14 protein-coding genes and 1 tRNA gene are annotated in these 19280 nt (G+C 33.3%); 9 read left to right on the top strand and 6 right to left on the bottom strand.

The window, feature by feature from the left end; all coding sequences use genetic code 11:
* The 3 genes from feoB to AX016_RS02510 form a co-directional block, all read right to left on the bottom strand.
* Entirely contained in the window at positions 1-2226 is a 2226-nt protein-coding gene (gene feoB, locus AX016_RS02520; protein ID WP_100894111.1) for a ferrous iron transport protein B, read from the bottom strand.
* 12 nt (positions 2227-2238) lie between these two features.
* Entirely contained in the window at positions 2239-2469 is a 231-nt protein-coding gene (locus tag AX016_RS02515) for a FeoA family protein (RefSeq protein ID WP_100894110.1), read from the bottom strand.
* Positions 2470-2567: 98 nt separating this feature from the next.
* On the bottom strand, positions 2568-3239 hold the full coding sequence (locus AX016_RS02510) for an SCO family protein (protein WP_100894109.1): 672 nt from the start codon (positions 3237-3239) through the stop codon (positions 2568-2570).
* Between the two features lie 153 nt (positions 3240-3392).
* Between AX016_RS02510 and rseP the strand changes: the two genes are divergently transcribed.
* From rseP to AX016_RS02495, 3 genes are all read left to right on the top strand, one after another.
* The gene (gene rseP, locus AX016_RS02505; RefSeq protein WP_100894108.1) at positions 3393-4709 is read left to right on the top strand and encodes an RIP metalloprotease RseP; all 1317 of its coding nucleotides are present in this window, start codon (positions 3393-3395) and stop codon (positions 4707-4709) included.
* A gap of 77 nt (positions 4710-4786) precedes the next feature.
* Positions 4787-4860 (top strand) — tRNA-Asn (locus AX016_RS02500).
* A 120-nt stretch (positions 4861-4980) separates the two neighbouring features.
* Positions 4981-5208, top strand: coding sequence for a CBU_0592 family membrane protein (locus AX016_RS02495; RefSeq protein WP_013621206.1), 228 nt, complete (start codon positions 4981-4983; stop codon positions 5206-5208).
* A 4-nt stretch (positions 5209-5212) separates the two neighbouring features.
* Here AX016_RS02495 and AX016_RS02490 read toward each other — a convergent pair whose 3' ends face one another.
* A complete protein-coding gene (locus AX016_RS02490) occupies positions 5213-5818 on the bottom strand; it encodes a TetR family transcriptional regulator (protein WP_100894107.1) in 606 nt (201 codons plus the stop codon).
* A 168-nt stretch (positions 5819-5986) separates the two neighbouring features.
* Between AX016_RS02490 and AX016_RS02485 the strand changes: the two genes are divergently transcribed.
* The 4 genes from AX016_RS02485 (at position 5987) to AX016_RS02470 (ending at position 12227) form a co-directional block, all read left to right on the top strand.
* Positions 5987-7243, top strand: a complete 1257-nt coding sequence (locus tag AX016_RS02485) for an alkaline phosphatase family protein (RefSeq protein ID WP_100894106.1) — start codon at positions 5987-5989, stop codon at positions 7241-7243.
* Positions 7244-7271: 28 nt separating this feature from the next.
* On the top strand, positions 7272-10364 hold the full coding sequence (locus AX016_RS02480; protein WP_100894105.1) for a SusC/RagA family TonB-linked outer membrane protein: 3093 nt from the start codon (positions 7272-7274) through the stop codon (positions 10362-10364).
* 11 nt (positions 10365-10375) lie between these two features.
* Complete coding sequence (locus tag AX016_RS02475; RefSeq protein ID WP_100894104.1) at positions 10376-11821, top strand: SusD/RagB family nutrient-binding outer membrane lipoprotein; 1446 nt, start codon at positions 10376-10378, stop codon at positions 11819-11821.
* A gap of 214 nt (positions 11822-12035) precedes the next feature.
* On the top strand, positions 12036-12227 hold the full coding sequence (locus AX016_RS02470) for a hypothetical protein (RefSeq protein ID WP_100896783.1): 192 nt from the start codon (positions 12036-12038) through the stop codon (positions 12225-12227).
* 75 nt (positions 12228-12302) lie between these two features.
* On the opposite strand, the gene AX016_RS02465 is transcribed toward AX016_RS02470, so the two are convergent.
* Both AX016_RS02465 and AX016_RS02460 read right to left on the bottom strand, forming a co-directional pair.
* Positions 12303-12653: a toxin-antitoxin system YwqK family antitoxin gene (locus tag AX016_RS02465; protein ID WP_100894103.1), complete on the bottom strand. Its 351-nt coding sequence runs from the start codon at positions 12651-12653 to the stop codon at positions 12303-12305.
* A gap of 207 nt (positions 12654-12860) precedes the next feature.
* On the bottom strand, positions 12861-15494 hold the full coding sequence (locus AX016_RS02460; RefSeq protein WP_100894102.1) for a TonB-dependent receptor: 2634 nt from the start codon (positions 15492-15494) through the stop codon (positions 12861-12863).
* Between the two features lie 216 nt (positions 15495-15710).
* Here AX016_RS02460 and aspS point away from each other — a divergent pair, with 216 nt between their 5' ends.
* Together aspS and AX016_RS02450 are read left to right on the top strand one after the other, a co-directional pair.
* The gene (gene aspS, locus AX016_RS02455; RefSeq protein ID WP_100894101.1) at positions 15711-17465 is read left to right on the top strand and encodes an aspartate--tRNA ligase; all 1755 of its coding nucleotides are present in this window, start codon (positions 15711-15713) and stop codon (positions 17463-17465) included.
* Positions 17466-17485: 20 nt separating this feature from the next.
* Positions 17486-19273, top strand: a complete 1788-nt coding sequence (locus AX016_RS02450) for a chloride channel protein (protein ID WP_100894100.1) — start codon at positions 17486-17488, stop codon at positions 19271-19273.
* Positions 19274-19280 lie beyond the last annotated feature (7 nt).

Below are 19280 nucleotides of genomic sequence, written 5' to 3'. Positions count from 1 at the left end.
TTATTTTAAAAGTTGATATGCAATAAGTGCTACTATGTATGCAAAGCCACTCATAAAAACTAGTTGTGCTGCAGGCCATTTCCAGCTATTAGTTTCTCTTTTTACAATAGCTAAGGTGCTCATACATTGCATTGCAAAGGCGTAAAACAACAATAGAGATACTCCAGACGCTAAATTAAATAAAGGCTTATTATTCCAAGGGTTTACCTCTGCTGCCATTCGGTTTTTAATAGTTTCTTCTTCGTCATTACCAACACTGTAAATAGTTGCTAATGTGCCAACAAAGACCTCTCGTGCTGCAAACGATGTTATTACCGCAATACCAATTTTCCAGTCGTAACCCAAAGGTTTTACAATAGGTTCTATTGCTTTACCAGCATAGCCAATAAAAGAATGTTCTAATTTAAAACTAGCTATTTCCTCGTTCTCAGCTTTTAATTTTAATGCAGCAGTGCGTGTAGCTATAGAATCTTTAATAGCGTTACCCTCTAACGTTGGGTAATTGGTAAAAAGCTCACCTGTGTAAATTGCTATTTCGTCACTAATGTGGTCTTGGTTAAATTCAGAATAGCCAACCGTATTTATTCTGTTTTTAACAATTTCTTCTGCGTTTTTAAAATTGTCAGATAAGCCATATGATCCTAAAACCCATAAGATAACAGAGATTGCTAAAATTATTTTACCAGCACCATACACAAAACTTTTTGTTTTTTCCCAAACAGTATAAGCTACATTTTTAAACAGCGGAAGTTTGTAGTTAGGCATTTCTATAACAAAAAATGTTCTACTTTTAATTTGTAATATTTTATGTAAAACCATTGCAGAGAAAATAGACATTCCAAAGCCTAATAGGTACAATAGCATTAAGGTTAGTGCGCGATAACTAAGGCCTAAAAATGTGCCATCTGGTATAACTAAGGCAATAATTATTAAGTATACGGGTAAACGTGCAGAACAGGTTGTAAATGGTGTTACAAGAATGGTTATTAAGCGTTCTTTCCAGTTTTCAATAGTTCTTGTTGCCATAACCGCTGGTATAGCACAAGCAGTACCAGAAATTAAAGGAACTACAGACTTACCGCTTAGTCCAAATGGGCGCATAAGCTTATCCATTAAAAACACAACTCTACTCATATATCCACTTTCTTCAAGCAGAGATATAAATAAGAATAGAAAAGCAATTTGTGGTATAAAAATTACAACACCACCTATGCCGGCTATAATGCCTTCTGCTAAAAGGTTGGTAAAATCCCCTGCAGGTAGCGTCATTTTTGTCCATTCGCTCATTTGCGCAAAAGACTCGTCTATAAAATCCATTGGGTAGCTACTCCACTCGTAAATTGCTTGAAAAATAACTAATAGTATTAAAAAGAATATTAAGTAGCCATAGACTTTATGCGTTAAAATTTTGTCTAAAGTAGCTCTAAAACCTTTTGCAACTGTTAGGTCTACCTTATATGTTTCTTTTAAAATATTATTTATAAACTGATACCTTAAAACAGTTTCTCTGTGTTGAAGCTTTTTAAGCTCTGTATTAGATTTAATAGAGAAAGAAGTAACATCTTTAATGCGTTTTTTCTCTATAGGCATAAAATTTACATCTTGTGTAATAACCAGCCAAAGCTTGTATACATCTTCTTTGGGGAATGCTGCTCTAAGTTTGTTAAAATATTCAGGAGCAATTGTAGTTGTATCTATGTTAGACTTTGTAGATAGGTTTTTGTAGTCTGCAATTAATTCTTTTAAATTGTCTATACCAACACCTTTTCTAGTACTAACAAGTGCAATTTTTGTGTTTAATTTTTCTTCTAGTAAAGGTATGTCTAATGTAATACCTTTTCTAGCCATACGGTCTGCCATATTAATAACTAAAATGGCAGGTATTTTAAGATCTTTTATTTGTGTAAATAAAAGTAAGTTTCTTTTTAGGTTTTCTACGTCAGTTACAACTACGGCAACATCTGGAAAATCTTTGTCGTTTTTATTTAAAAGCAATTCAACAACAACACTTTCATCTAAAGAAGTAGTATTTAAACTATATGTTCCTGGTAAATCTATTATATGTGCCTTTACACCACGAGGTAATTTACAAATACCCTCTTTTTTTTCTACAGTAATACCTGGGTAGTTACCAACTTTTTGTTTTAACCCTGTAAGCTGATTAAAAACAGATGTTTTTCCGGTGTTAGGATTTCCAATTAAGGCTACATTAATATTTTTGCTCATACTCAATTACATTCATTCAATTAAATCTACTTCTATTAAGGTAGCAGTAGATTTTCTTATCGCTATATGTGAGCCATTTACGTTAATGTAAATAGGGTCTTTTAGAGGAGCAATCTGTATAAGTTCTACAACGTTACCTGGCAAACATCCCATTTCTAAGAGTTTTATTGGTAAGGTGTCTTCAGAGAAATCTTTAATAATTCCTCTTTGCCCTTTTTTTAGTTGTGCTACAGTAGTGCTCAATTTTTATTTAGATTGATTTTAAGTAAGAGCAAAAATAAGGGAAAAAAGCAAAACAACAGACTTATACAATGCTTTTTTTATATTCTTTAATATCAATATTACTCTTTATATGATGCTTTTAAAATTTTGATATCCTCTAATAGCTCTTTAATTTCCTTAGGGTTTGTACCATCATAAGTGCCACGAATACGTTTTTCTTTATCAACTAAAACAAAATTTTCTGTATGCACCATACTGTATGGGTTGTTAAGGTCTGTTTTTGCAGCCATATAAGACTTGCGCGCAAGATCATAAATTTCTTTTCTGTCTCCAGTTACTAAATTCCATTTACTATCTATAACCCCTTTTTTAATAGCGTATTTTTTTAGTTGAGCAACAGAATCTATCTCTGGAGTAACAGAATGTGACAATAGCATAACATCTTCATCGTCTTTAATAACCTCTTGTATTTTTGCCATATTTTTTGTCATAGTAGGACATATAGTTAGGCAGGTGGTAAAAAAGAAATCTGCTACATAAATTTTATTGGCATAATTGTCTTGAGTAATAGTTTCTCCGTTTTGGTTTGTAAGTTTAAAATTGGCAACTGTATGGTACTTTTTTTTATGTAAAAGTGTAGAGTCTACCAATTCTGTGTTAAAGTCTGCAGGTTGGTAAATAGGAAGCTTTACTTCTGGCTTTAAAGCATTGTAAAATAGCGTAATTATTACGGCAGATATTATTAAAAGTACAATGCCAAAAACTTTAAATTTACTAAAAAATGCGCCCATATTTTTTTGTGCAAATTTACAATAGGTGTAAGTAATAATCAATACAATAGCATATTAAATAATTCATAAAAATACTGTCATTGCAAGTATATCTTTTTGTAAGAACCCGTAAAAGTGTACTTTTGTTCGTTCTTAAAAACTAAAAGAGATTTAATGGAATTATTTATTCAGATAGTACAGTTCATATTAATTATATCAGTGCTTGTTATTTTGCATGAACTGGGGCATTTTATTCCTGCCAAATATTTTAAAACTAAAGTAGAGAAGTTTTACTTGTTTTTTGATGTGAAATTTTCACTTTTTAAAAAGAAGATAGGTGATACTGTTTACGGTATTGGCTGGCTGCCTTTAGGTGGTTATGTTAAAATTGCCGGTATGATAGACGAAAGTATGGATACCGAGCAAATGAAGAGTGAACCACAACCTTGGGAATTTAGAAGCAAGCCGGCTTGGCAACGTTTAATTATAATGTTGGGTGGTGTAACAGTTAACTTCTTTTTAGCTTGGTTTATTTATACAATGTTACTGTTTAATAACGGAGATACTTATATACCTGCAGATAATTTAAAGCACGGAATTTTAATAGATTCTATTGGTGAGCAACTAGGACTTAAAACAGGAGATAAAATTTTAGCTATAGATGGCAAAAAAAGTAAAAAATTTACAGATGCCGTATTAGATATTATTTTAGGAGATGAGGTTACTGTTAAAAGAGACGGTAAAGAAATTACAGTGCCGTTAAGTGCAGAAGGTAAAGAGGCTGTTTTTAGTACGCAAGGAAGAAACTTTTTAAGTTATAGACAAAAAGCAACCATTGATAGTGTTGTGTCTGGTATGGTAGCCGAAAAAGCAGGTGTTCTTAAAGGAGATGAGATTGTTGCTGTTAACGGACAAAAGACCTCGTATTGGAATGAGTTTGTTGGAGTGATTAAAAAATCACCTGAAAAGGAAATAGAGTTAGAGGTTTTACGTAACGGACAGCCAAAAACATTACGAATGACGGTTCCTGAGGAAGCGGCAATAGGAGTTGTGTTAAATAGAGAAGATTTATTTGTTACAGATACTTATAGTTTTGGCGCAGCAATACCAGAAGGCTTTAACAAAACAATTGAGGTGCTAACTAAACAAATTAGGCCGTTTAAAGTTATTTTTAACACTAAAACAGGAGCTTACAAACAAGTAAAAGGCCCAATTGGAATTGTAGAGATGATGCCAAAACAGTGGAACTGGACATTTATTTGGAACTTTATGGCAATGTTCTCTGTATGGTTGGCTTTTTTAAACATTTTACCTATTCCTGCACTAGATGGCGGACACGTTATGTTTTTATTATATGAAATTATTTCTGGACGTCCACCAAGTGAAAAAGTGTTAGAGAAAGGGCAAATTGTTGGTTTTGTAATACTTATGGGATTAATGGCAATTGTCTTTGGAAACGACATCTGGAATATTATAAAGAAATTTATATAAATTTTTATTTTTGCTTTGTAGATATTAAAAAAGCTTTTATATTTGCACCCGCTTACAGACGTTATGTCTGCTAACATTCCTCCTTAGCTCAGTTGGTTAGAGCATCTGACTGTTAATCAGAGGGTCCTTGGTTCGAGCCCAAGAGGGGGAGCAAAACAAACCTCAACTAGAAATAGTTGAGGTTTTTTGCTTTTGTATAGTTTCTTCAATTATATAGTTTATAGTTGTTTTGTTTTTTCCTGTATCTTTTCAGTCTTAAAATTACAAATCTATGTTTTCTATAATAGGTTGGCTCGGGGCCTTATTGTTTGTAGTGTCTTACTTGTTGTTAAGCATAGGTAAACTATCATCTAAATCTAAAGTGTACCATATTTTAAATATATTAGGTGCTGTATGCTTAATTATTAATGGCTTTGCGTTAAATGATTTTCCTAATGTTGTAGTTAACGCTGTATGGGCTTGTATTGGGCTCTACGCTATTGTTAAGGTTGTTAAATAAACGTTTACTCGTTTTTAAATTCTAGTATATTTAACGCATACTTAATATAAATAGCTTCTTTTTGCTTGTAATCTTCTGTTTTTTCATTAAAAAGTCCCAGATAATAGTAAGCTCCATCTATTAAGGCAAAAATTACCTCTGTTATTTCATCAATGTTTGTATTGGTAATAATTTGGTGCTCTTTTGCTTCTGTTAGTTTTTTGTGTAAAACCGTGTGTAGCGCTTGTAGGTAGCTTTTAAAGCTTTCGTTAAAATCTTTTTTCCTGTAAATTAAAGCGTAGCAACTATAAAAAACTCCATCATCAAAATATTTGTTCCAGTTTCTAGAAAAAAGTGACGTTATTAGATTGTCAAGTTTTTGTTTTGAGTTTATTTCTCCATTTTCGTCATTTTGTACAATGTTTAAGTGCTGTTCTAATATAAACTCATTTAAGCCAATTAATAGCTCATCTTTGGTTTTAAAGTAGTGCATTATTAAGCCGTTACTTATGCTTAAATGTTCTGCAACCTTAGCAATAGAGGTGTTTTCTAGGCCTATGTCTTTAGCAACTTTGTAAAATGCTTTTATAATTTCTTTTCGTCTTTGTACAGATACACTTTTTCTTCCCATGTAAGATTTTTATTTAGGCAAATGTAACATTTTAAGATAATTACAAGCCTTGCTTTGCCTGTGCAAGTTAACATTTATTTAAAGTTTTATTAATTGAACATTCATTCAATTTATAATTTATAAAAATACTTTTGACCCGGATTTTAGTGTAACCAATCAATCTAAAAAATGGAGAATAAAATTATATATGTAGTATTTGTTATGTGCTTAATTGTGCAGGTAGGTTTTACTCAACAAACTCACAAGGCTATAAAAAACAAGAAAGTAGTGTTTGTTATAGTAGATGGTATTTCTACAGATATGCTACAAAAAGCTCCAAGTCCTTTTTTAGATAGTATAGCTAATATTGGGAGTTATACTAAAGCCTATGTGGGTGGTAAAAAAGGAGGTTACTCGCAAACACCAACAATTTCTGCGGTAGGTTATAATAGTCTGCTTACAGGTACTTGGGTTAATAAACACAATGTATATGGTAACAGTATTAAAAAGCCAAATTACAATTATCCAACAATTTTTAAGGTATTTAAAGATGAATATCCGTCTAAAAAAACAGCTATTTTTTCTACTTGGCTAGATAACAGAACAAAGCTTATTGAGGGAGAATCTGAAACAAAAAATTTAGAGCTAGATTATGCTTTTGATGGTTTTGAATTAGACACCATTAATTATCCTCATGATGTTTACAAGCAATACATTAAAAAAATTGATAATGATGTGGCTGTTGAGGCTGCTAGATATATAAAAACAGATGCACCAGACTTGTCCTGGGTGTATTTAGAGTATGCAGATGATGTTGGCCACGGTTTAGGTGATAGTCCGCAACTAGATGATGCAATTACGTATGAAGATGCTTTGGTTGGCAAAATATGGAATGCTATTAAAATACGTGAAGCTAATTTTAATGAAGATTGGTTGTTGGTAGTTACTACAGACCATGGTCGTAGTCCTAAAGATGGACGCCATCATGGAGGGCAAACAGATAGGGAGCGTGCTACTTGGATTGTAACTAATGAGAAAAACACTAACAATTATTTTAAAAATGAAACCCTAGCAATTACAGACATTTATCCAACTATGCTTCGTTTTTTAAATATTGATGTTTCAAAAGATATTGCTTATGAAATTGACGGAACTCCTTTTATAGGCGAGGTAGATGCTTATGGTTTATCCGCTGTTAAAGAAGGCGACAAAATTGTTGTTCGCTGGAAAAGTAATTCAGACAAAAACGTAAAAGGAACAATTTATACTTCTGCTACAAATCAATTTAAAGAAGGAAAAAAAGATACTTACACAAAGGAGGTAACAGTGAGTTTGACTAGTGAAGAGACTACGCTATCGCTTAAAAAGCATACGGGCAAGATGTTAAAAATAGTATTAGAGACTCCAAATAATGTGCTAAATACTTGGTACATAAACAATAACTAATAACCAATTTAACTTAATATTAAAGAAAATGAATTTTAGAATTACGTTTATTGTAATGTTGTTTGTATGCTGTTTTAGCTACGGACAACAAACTATTACGGGGAGTGTTGTAGATGAGGGCAATACACCATTAATGGGTGTTAGCATTGTAGTTGCTAATACTACAAATGGTACAACAACAGATTTTGATGGTAATTATACCATTAATGCTGCAAAGGGAGATGTGCTTACATTTTCATCAATGGGGTTTAAAACAAAGCAAATTACGGTTTTAAATGCTGCAGTAATTAATGTTACTCTTTTAGAAGATGCTGCGGCATTAGAAGAGGTAGTGGTAACGGCTTTAGGTATTAAAAGAGAAAAGAAAGCATTGGGTTACGCTGTACAAGAAGTTAAGGGAGCTTCTTTAGAAAAAGCTAAAGAGCCTAACTTGGTAAATTCTTTAACGGGTAAAGTAGCTGGTTTAAATATTAAAAACTCTACCGACTTATTTCAGAATCCTGAAATTAGTTTAAGAGGAGCAACACCATTAGTTGTTATAGATGGTATACCAGACCGCTCTGCAGATATTTGGAAAATTAATTCTGATGATGTAGAAAGTATTAGTGTGCTTAAAGGTGCAACTGCATCTGCTCTTTATGGTTCTGCTGGTAGAAACGGAGCTATAATGATTACAAGTAAAAAAGGAGAAAAAGGAAGGTTAACTGTAACAGTTAATAGTTCAGTACTTTTTCAACCTTCTTTTATAAAAGTACCAGATGTACAAAGGGTTTATGGCAATGGTAATCAAGGGCAATACGCGTATATTAACGGTTTAGGTAGTGGCTCTGAAGGTGGTGGCTGGATTTGGGGACCTAAAGTAAATCAATTAGATCCAAGTACAGTAAGCGGTTTTTTTGAAACTACACAATACAATAGTCCTACAGATGCTGCTGGTAATTTAATTCCAATTCCGTTTACATCTAGAGGTAAAGATAATATCAAAGATTTTTTTCAAACAGGATCTATACAAACCAATAACGTAAGTGTAAATTGGGGTAATGATAAAGCTAGTTATAGAATGTCTGTGTCTAACGTATATCAAAAGGGTATTGTTCCTAATACAGATTTGGGGAACACTTCTTTTGCAATTGGTGGCACATTAAATCCGTCTGATAATTTTAAAGTAAGTTCTAACTTAACTTACAATAAACAATACACAGATAATTTTCCTGAAGTTGGTTACGGACCAACAAATTATTTGTACAATTTGGTTTTGTGGACAGGTGTAGATGTAGATGTTAAAGATTTGCGTAACTATTGGAGAGAGGGGCAAGAGGGTTACCAACAAAGACATTTTAATGTGTCATATTATAACAATCCTTATTTTCAGGCATATGAGTATGAGCGTGGTTATGATAAAGATAATATTTACGGTAATGTTGCCTTTGAGTATAATATTACGCCAGAACTAAGTGTAAAAAGCACAAGCGGTATAAATGTTTACAGCTTAAACAGAACGTATAAAGAGCCTAAAAGTTATGTAGGGTATGGTAATAAATCTCTTGGTAATTTTACCAATGCAGATAGTAGATATTTTGATATTATTACAGATTTTGGTTTAAAGTTTGAAAAGAATTTTTCAGATAATTTTACACTAAAAAGTGAAGTTGCTTACTCTAACTACTATCGTAAATCTACAGCTGCAAGTACGCAAACAGATGGTTTAAATATTCCTGGTTTTTACAATTTGGCTAATAATGCTGGGGTAAGTTATATTGCCTCTAACTTAGAGCAAGAAGAAGCTATAAAGAGTGTTTATGGTTTTGTAGATATGTCTTTTTACAATGCATTTTACTTGTCTATTACTGGTAGAAACGATAAGGTATCTACATTGCCAAAAGAAAACAATTCTTTCTTTTACCCATCTGTATCTGGTTCTTTAGTTTTATCTAGTCTTTTTGATATGCCACAGGCTATTAGTTTTGCAAAATTAAGAGGTTCTTGGTCTAGAGTGTCAGAAGGTAAAATAGGAGACGATCCTTATAGTTATATACAAGCTTATGATAAGGGAACAACGTGGAACGGAAATACGTCAGCTTCTTTTGGATCTAGCTTGCTTTCTCCTGGTTTAGAACCAGAAACATCAGACACTTGGGAGGTTGGTGCAAATGTTAGGTTGTTTAATAATCGTTTAGGTTTAGATGTTGCTTATTTTGAAGCTAAAGATTACAATAACCTAATTTATAGTCCAATTTCTGAAGGATCTGGGTTTGAGAGTATTTTACTTAATGGAGATGAGTATAAGCGTAAGGGCTTAGAGTTTGTTTTTGACGCTAAGCCTATACAAACAGCTAATTTTAGTTGGGATATGCTTGTAAACTTTAGTAGGTTTAGAAGGTTTCAAGAAGAAATTTACGGAGATAGAGAGCAAACAGAAGGTTTTGTAAAAGTTGGTGAACGTACAGATCAAATTTATGCTAACGTATACCAAACTAATTCTAGCGGTGAGGTTATTTATGAAAATGGTTTCCCTGTAAACGATCCTTACCAGAGATATATTGGTGATGATGATCCAGATTGGACTTACGGTATTACAAATACTTTTAAGTATAAAAATCTTAATTTATCATTCTTGTTTGATGGTAGAATAGGAGGTTTAATTTACTCTACTACAAATCAAAAAATGTGGTGGGGAGGTAAGCACAAAGGCACAGTAAAACAATTTAGAGATGATGCAAATAACGGTATTAGTTCTTATATAGCACCGGGAGTAAAGGTTGTAAGCGGTACAGCAACGTATGATGTTAATGGTAATATTACTAGTGATACGCGTACATATGCCCCTAATGATGTTGCTGTTAACTACATTAACTTTATGCAGACAACCAGTAACGGTCAAAATAAAAACTACCACTATTATAAAGAGTCTTTTGTAAAACTTAGAGAGGTTACATTAACATATAATTTTCCAAAAAAAGCATTAACAAACACACCTATACATGAGTTTAGTCTGTCCTTAATTGGACGTAACCTTTGGTTAAATTCTGATGTGCCAAATGTAGATCCAGATTCTGGTGTAGATGCATTGCAGGCTCCGTCAACTAGGAATATTGGACTTAACTTAAATGTAAAATTTTAAATAAAAGCATAATGAAAAAATTTAGTATATACATTTTATGTGCAATTTTCTTTACAGTAAGTTGTACAGATATAGAAGAGTTGCAAGATGATCCTAACAGAGCAACAGCAGTTAGTCCAGATTTATTGCTAACCAACATTCAAACCCTAGCATTTAATACTGTTAGTTTAAATAGTGCTTTGGCTAGTAGGTATTTAGCATTTACAGATGGTGTTAATGAAAATCAATACTACAATTGGCAACAAGCTTCTTTTGCTAATTATGACAATATAAAGCAAGTTCATAAAATGATAGAAGAGAGCAAGAATGCAGAGTCTGAGGTTTATGCTATTTTGGGCAAGTTCTTTAACTCGTACTTTATAACAGAGCTTACATTGGTTTTTGGTGATGTCCCTTACAGCCAGGCTATTGCTGTAGAGGAGCAAGTTTATGCACCTGTATATGACACACAAGAAGAAATTTTTTTAAAGGTGTTAACAGATTTAAAATCGGCATCTAATGAGCTTGCTGCTAATGATGAACTTATTTTGGGTGATGTAATTTACAATGGAGATAAACAGCAATGGCAAAAGTTAATTAACTCGTACTACTTAAGAGTTTTGTTAATGTTGTCTAATAAAACAGATGTTGCATCTTTAAATGTTGTGGGTAGGTTTAAAGAGGTGGTAGATAACCCAAGTAAATATCCTTTGTTTAGTTCTAATAATGATAATGGGGCGTTAACTTTTGTAAACATACAAAACAATCGTTACCCGTTATTTAACAACAACAACTTGCAAACTGCATATTATTTAGAGGAGTCTTTTGTAAGTAAATTGAAAAGCTTAGAAGACCCAAGGTTATTTGTTTTTGCAGAGAAAATGCCAAGTGCTTCTGCTTTAGATGAAACAGATTTTAATGCTTATGGAGGATTATATGGTAGTGCTGTTTTTAGTGATAATGCAACCAAGGCGGTAGCTGGTAATGCATCTAGAATTGCTCCAAGGTATTATAATGATCCTGTTAATGAGTCTAGCTTGTTAATTGGTTATGCAGAGCTACAGTTTATTTTAGCAGAAGCCGTTGTAAAAGGATGGATTTCTGGTGATGCTTTTGCGTATTATGCAGAGGGTATTAAGGCCTCTATGGAGTTTTATGGTATTGCAAATACTGATGATTATTTGGCAAACCCAAATGTGCAACTCAATGTCACAAACCCTATAGAGAGTATTGCAACTCAAAAACACATAGCGTTGTTTTTAAATACTGGTTGGCAAATGTTTTATGACCAACGTAGAACGGGTTATCCAGAATTTAATGTAGACGGAGGCGGTACATTAAACGAAGCTAGAATACCAAAAAGATGGTTGTACCCAACAAGTGAGTCTACTAATAACCCTGAAAATTTAGAGGAAGCTATTAATAGGCAGTTTACTAGTGGTGATAATATTAATTCACAAATGTGGATTTTAAAGTAAGGTATTTACATACATTTTTAAATATCGTTTTTTAGTTTGTTTAACTAGCACCATGTTTGGTGCTAGTTTTTCATTTTTAAAAAAGTAAGTAATTGTAAATTAGGTTGTTGCTATAACGTTGTAGTGTGGGTTTTTAAGTGTTATAACAAAACATTAACACTTTTATCTTGCATTTGGCTCGTATAAATGTATGTTAAGGCAAACAATTTCAATTATGAAGATTATACAAGTCAAAAGAAAAAGCAAAGTAGAAAAGAGATACACCAAAAGAATGGGGCAGCTTGTGGCTAAAGTAACCTACGTTAAGAAATACGTTTTAGGAATTCCTGTAAAAACGCTTTATAAATATAGGCAAACGTATTACGGAGAAATTAAAGATTGTAAAGACTGCCATTTGTTTGTTTAGTAAAAACAGCTCAAAATAAAAAACCCAGTGAATTTAAATTCACTGGGTTTTTTAATATTTTATGGTTTAGGAGTTTTAGTTTTTCACTAAAGTTCCTTCGCTTTTCCACTTTGTTACATTTGCAATTTTACTGTTTTGGTAATCAACTTCACTTAGCTCAGCATCATTCCAGAAAAACCATTTTCCTGTCTTTTTTCCTTCAGCGTAATTTCCTTTAGCAACTTTTTTTCCTTCTTCGTTAAACATTGTCCATTCGCCATCTAACTTGCCGTTTAAAAAATGTCCAACTTGTGCAATCTCTCCGTTAGAGTGAAAATATGTTGCTTTAACTTTGTTGTTTGCTTTTTCAAAAACTGGTTTAGTGCTTTGCGCGTTAACTATTGCTATAGAGAATATAAATGCGAATACTAGTGCTATTTTTTTCATGATATGTAGGTTTTAATTATTATCTGCTTAACATTAACGTTATAAAGATACATTTTATTTTACAATAAACACACTTTAAGTTAACATTAAATTTACATTAAAACTTTGAATTATTGATTTTCAGATAATTATATATTTTAGCTACTTAACATTCATCTATAAAAAAAGCGGCTCATCAGCCGCTTTTAGAATTATTTTTTTTTTTAATTAAAATCTGTAGTTCATTCCTAAGCTAAAATTAGCTCCAAATTGTCCGCCTTGTTGTACCTCAGAAGAGTACTGAAATCTTCCGCCAGCTTCTGCAGTATTAGTGGTTGCTAAAGTTTTATCTGGGTATACATCAAACATATTGTTAATTGTGCCTGTAAAGCTAAGCTTGTCTGTTACCTTGTAACTCAAGTTTAAATCTGTTACTAACATAGAAGATAACTCTTGGTCTATACCTCCTGTTTCTGGAGCAGTAACAGTTACCTTACCAAAAAGAGTATTATTTAAACCAATGTTAAATTTGTCAGTGTCATAATCCATACCTAAAATAAATTTAGATCTAGGTCTAGAATTTGTAATTAAACCTTTTTCTTCTCTTGTAAAAATATTATAGCCATTATCTGCAAGAACCTGTGGTGTTTCAATAGCATCAATTGTAGTTTCGTTAACATTGGCAGCTAAACTCACGTTAAATCTACCTTGTCCTATATCTATACCTCTGTAATTAAGTACAAAATCTGCTCCTGTAGTTTTTGTGTCGCCAGCATTAATAAAGAACTGAAGAGCTACCACATTATTGTCTATAAGAATTTGTTCTACAGGGTTTGTACTTGCATCGTCTCCATCATAACCAATTTGTGAAGAAAATAGTACTCTATCATCTACGTGTATTTGGTAAAAATCTATAGATGCAGAAAATTTAGGATTTATTTTATAAGTAAAACCAGCAGAAATGTTTCTAGAAGTTTCAGCAAATAAACTAGGTACACCTAAGGCTTGTACAGCAGAATTGTTATTAGCAAGTGTTCCTTGTAATACAGGCTCTGGAGAACCATCAACAATAATGTATTGGCTATTTGTTAGGTAACGTTGGTGTAAGGTTGGGGCTCTAAAACCAGTACTGTATGAGCCTCTAATAGCACCTTTGTCTCCTAATTTGTAACGTCCAAACACTTTCCAAGAAAAGTTGTCTCCAAAATCTGAGAAGTCTTCATATCTACCAGCTAATCCTAATAAAAGATCTTCGGTAATGTCATAATCTAATCCGGCATAAAAAGCGATATTATCTCTGTTCCACTTTCCAGCTTCATCTGGCTTAATACCTGCAAAAGAATCAGACCCGCCTTTGTAATATGATAAAGGGTTTCCTTCAATTGCTTCATAATATTCCTTTTTGTATTCTACCCCAAAAGAAGATGTTAATTGCTCTGTAAAAGCATTAGCAAAATCTAGGTTCATTACAACATTGCTCAATGTATATCCACCTGGTTTAAAAGTTCTAGGTGAAGTTCCGTTATCAGCTAAATAGTCACGATTTACAGAGTTATTTACAGTATAATCTACACTGTTAGAGCCATAAGTAACACTCGCATCTGCATTAAAAGTATCAGTAATATCAAACTTTACACCTAAGGCATTGATATGGTCATCAATTTGTGCTTCAAAACTTGGTTGGTAACCTACAAAATCTTCAGACCTTGTTAAAAATTCAGAATCAGCAACGCCTCTTCTCCAATAAGGAGCTCTGTAATAAGCAAAACTACGTCCCTTTCTGGTAGAGTATCCGTGAAAAGAGTACAACTCTGCATTTTCGCCTAATGGGTGTCCAAGGTTGATAAACAAGTCGCCTTTTTCTAAATCTGGCTGTCCAACTTTCATTCCTAATTCAGGATTTTCAGTAGCCCATTGTATTTCATTAGGTCTAGCGTCATCTGGTAAATCTGCAATACCAGGAGAACCTGCTCTGTTTGTAAGTTGTTGGTTGTAATACCCTAAAGTTAAGTTTATAAAACCGCCATCGCCAAAATTAAAGGCAGTATTCATATCTGCAGCAAAATTAAAACCATCTCCTTCAGATGTAATTCCTGTTCTTGCAGATACTGTAGTGTATTTAGCGTTTTTCTTTAACACCATATTAATTACACCTGCAATGGCATCAGAACCATATTGTGCAGATGCACCATCTCTTAATACCTCTACTCTTTCTATAGCGGCTGTAGGTATACTTTTTAAATCTACGCCAACCTCACCTTTACCAGGTGTTCTGTTTAGGTATACTTGAGCACTTTGGTTTTTACGTTTACCGTTTACTAAAACTAAAGTTCTACTTGGTCCTAATCCACGTAAATCTGCAGGATCATAATGTGCTGTTGCATCAGAAATTGCCTGTGTTTGTGCGTTAAAAGAAGGTACCTTAAAGGTTAGCATTCTGTCTACTGTAGGTTTGCCACTACTAGTAAGTTCTGCTACACCTATATTATCTATTGGAACAGGGGAGTCTAAAATAGTTCTAGGTTTAGATCTGTTACCTGTTAGTACAACTTCGTCTAAAGCTAAACCTTCTTGTAGAGTCATATTAACTTTTCCGGCAGCGTTTACAACCATTTCTTTAGTGTTAAAGCCAATAGAAGAAAAAATTAAGGTTGCAGGAAAGCTTTCTGCTGTAATACTATAGTTGCCATCAAAATCTGTTGTAGTACCATTTGTAGTCCCTTTAATAACAATATTTACACCAGGTAAAAGCTCATTGTTCTGATCTGTAACGGTTCCGCTTATCTCACCCTGAGCCATTGCAAATAATGGGGAAACAAGAAAGATTAAACCGAGTAATTTTCTTGATAAATAATTTTTCATTTAATTAAGTGTTTTATTAGTTATATGACAAGATAATGACATTTTATTCACATAAACAAATAATAAATTAACAAATGTTGGTTTTTAACACACTTAAATTATGTTTTTGTTTATAATCTTTTTCTTACTGTAGGTTATTTTTTTTAATGTTGATATAGTTTTTAAGTTAATAAGATACTTTTATACCTTTGCTGCTTTCAACTTTAGCTATTAAAAATGTATAGAAGTCACAATTGTGGAGAATTAAACGCATCACACATAAATACAGAAGTAACACTTTCTGGGTGGGTGCAAAAATCAAGAGATAAAGGTTTTATTGTATGGGTAGATTTACGTGACCGTTACGGTATAACTCAATTGGTTTTTGATGAGGAGCGTACTAGTAAAGAAATGATGGAGCGTGCTCAAAAACTAGGGCGTGAGTTTGTAATACAAGTTAAAGGTAAGGTGATAGAAAGAGCTTCTAAAAATCCTAATATGAAAACTGGTGAAATAGAAATTCTTGTTTCAGAATTAACTATTTTAAACAAAGCTATTGTGCCTCCGTTTACTATTGAAGATGAAACTGACGGTGGTGAAGATTTACGTATGAAATATCGTTACCTAGATATTCGTAGAAATCCTGTAAAAGATAATCTTATTTTTAGAAGTAAGGTTTCTATGGAAGTGCGTAATTTTTTATCTAGTAACGGTTTTATAGAAGTAGAGACTCCTTATTTAATAAAATCTACTCCAGAGGGCGCAAGAGATTTTGTGGTTCCTAGCCGTATGAACGAGGGTCAGTTTTATGCATTACCACAGTCGCCACAAACTTTTAAGCAGTTGCTTATGGTAGGTGGTATGGATAAATATTTTCAGATTGTAAAATGTTTTAGAGATGAAGATTTACGTGCAGATCGCCAGCCAGAGTTTACGCAGATTGACTGTGAAATGGCTTTTGTTGAGCAGGAAGATATTTTAAATATTTTTGAAAACTTAACGCGTCACTTATTAAAGGAAATAAATGGAGTAGAAGTAGATAAATTCCCAAGAATGTTGTTTGATGATGCTATGCGTTTGTATGGTAATGATAAGCCAGACATTAGATTTGGAATGGAATTTGGCGAACTTAATGATATTGCACAGCACAAAGAATTTGGCGTTTTTAACAATGCAGAGTTGGTAGTTGGTATTGCAGTGCCAGGTGGTAATGCTTATACAAGAAAAGAAATAGATAAATTAATAGACTGGGTAAAGCGTCCGCAGGTTGGTGCTTTAGGTATGGTTTATTCTCGTTGTAATGATGATGGTTCTTTTAAGTCTTCTGTAGATAAATTTTACGACCAAGAAGATCTTGCTAAATGGGCAGAAAGAACAAATGCTAAACCGGGAGACTTGGTTTGTGTGTTGTCTGGACCAACTAACAAAGTGCGTGCACAATTAAGTGCTTTGCGTATGGAGTTGGCAGAACGTTTAGGTTTACGTAAGTCTAATGAGTTTGCGCCACTTTGGGTTATAGATTTTCCTTTGTTAGAATTAGATGAAGAAACAGGTCATTACCACGCAATGCACCATCCATTTACATCTCCTAAACCAGGGCAATTAGAGTTGTTAGATACAGATCCGGGAGCTGTAAAAGCAAATGCTTACGATTTAGTTTTAAATGGTAATGAAATAGGAGGTGGGTCTATACGTATACACGATAAAGAAACACAGGCTACAATGTTTAAGCACTTAGGCTTTACGCCAGAAGAGGCTAAAGAGCAATTTGGCTTTTTAATGGATGCTTTTCAATACGGTGCACCGCCTCATGGAGGTTTAGCTTTTGGCTTAGATAGATTAGTGTCTATTTTAGGAGGGCAAGAAACAATTAGAGATTTTATTGCTTTTCCTAAAAACAATAGTGGTAGAGATGTCATGATAGATGCTCCTGCGGCTATTGATGACGATCAATTAAAAGAACTAAGCTTACAAGTGAAAATTAATAATTAAGAATTTAAAATTGCCTCGTAATGCCTAACAAAAAGTTGCTTAAACGTATTTTAGTATGGAGGGCAAGGTACATTACAAATAGGCAATTTATTTATATTCTTAGTGTAATAGTAGGTATAACATCTGGTATTGGCGCAGTGTTGCTAAAAAATGCAACCCATTTTATACAACACGCGTTAGAGGGTAAATTGGTGGCTAATTACCATCATGCATTTTATTTTTTATCGCCAATACTAGGTTTTTTCCTAGTATATCTTTGCGTTAAATACGTTATTAGAAACAAAGTTAATCACGGTATACCGTCTACATTGTACGCAATTGCTAAGCGTAAAGGGTTTATGAAAAGATACCAAATGTTTGGATCTTTAATTACGGCACCTATAACGGTAGGATTTGGTGGTTCTGTGGGGTTAGAGGGGCCCACCGTTGCAACAGGAGCGGCAATAAGCTCTAACTTATCTAGATTTTTTCATTTAGACCAAACCACCCGTAACTTATTAATTAGCTGTGCGGCAGCTGGTGCACTTTCATCAATTTTTAAAGCACCTATTGCAGCAATAGTTTTTGCAATTGAGGTTTTTAGTTTAGATCTAACAATAGCATCTATGCTGCCCTTATTGCTTGCGTCATTATCAGCAATAATTACTTCTTATTTTTTCTTTGGTGATGATGTTTTATTACCATTTACATTAGAAGATAAGTTTGTTATTTCTGATGTTCCTTTTTATATGGCACTGGGTGTAGTTTCTGCATTAGTTTCTATGTATTATACAGAGGTTTATGATCGTATTCAGCAATTTTTTGATAAGATAGAATCGCCTTTAAAAAAATTAATTATTGGCGGACTCTCTATTGGGATTTTGGTTTATTTTATTCCGCCGCTTTACGGTGAAGGTTTTGATGTTATTAATCATCTTATGGCTGGGCAACCAGAGAAAGCATTGGCAAATAACTCTTTGCATTTAGACTTGGAGAATGTATGGGTTATAATTGCACTTTTGGCCGGATTAGTTTTTTTTAAGGTTATTGCAGGTTCCTTAACTTTTGGGGCAGGTGGTGTTGGTGGTATTTTTGCACCAACATTGTTTATGGGTAGTATTATGGGAAACTGCTTTGCCAGAATTATTAATAACTCAGGCTTGGTTAGTTCTCCTGTATCTGAGAGTAATTTTACGCTCATAGGAATGGCAGGTTTAATGGCGGGAGTTTTACATGCGCCATTAACAGCTATATTTTTAATTGCAGAAGTTACTGGTGGTTATGAGCTTTTTGTACCTTTAATGATTACGGCTACATTGTCTTTTGGTATTACAAGGTATTTTTATCCGCACTCTGTGTACACAATGGAGCTTGGTCGTAAAGGTGAGTTGCTAACGCATAATAAAGATCATGCGGTATTAACATTAATGGATATTGATACGGTTATAGAAACTAACTTTATAGCACTAAAACAAAAAATGACCTTGGGGGACGTTGTGCGTACAGCAATTGTAAAGTCTAACCGAAATATTTTTCCTGTTTTAGACAAAAAAGGAAGATGTTTAGAGGGTATTTTGCTTTTAGATGATATTAGGGATGTAATGTTTAAACAAGATTTATACAAAACATTAAAAGTGTCAGATTTTATGCGTAATGTGCCAGATGTAATAGTTTACGAAGAAGACAATGTGCAGGCGGTAATGAATAAATTTCAGCTTTCTGGAGCTTGGAATTTACCAATTGTAAAAGAAGGTAAATATATAGGGTTTGTGTCTAAGTCAAAATTATTAACGGCATACAGGCGTAAATTAATAGATTTTACAAAATAAATAGTTT

The organism is Cellulophaga sp. RHA19, from assembly GCF_002813425.1.
Classification (GTDB): domain Bacteria; phylum Bacteroidota; class Bacteroidia; order Flavobacteriales; family Flavobacteriaceae; genus Cellulophaga.
Note: the sequence above shows the minus strand (reverse complement) of the source record. Positions and strands in the feature narration are given on the sequence as shown.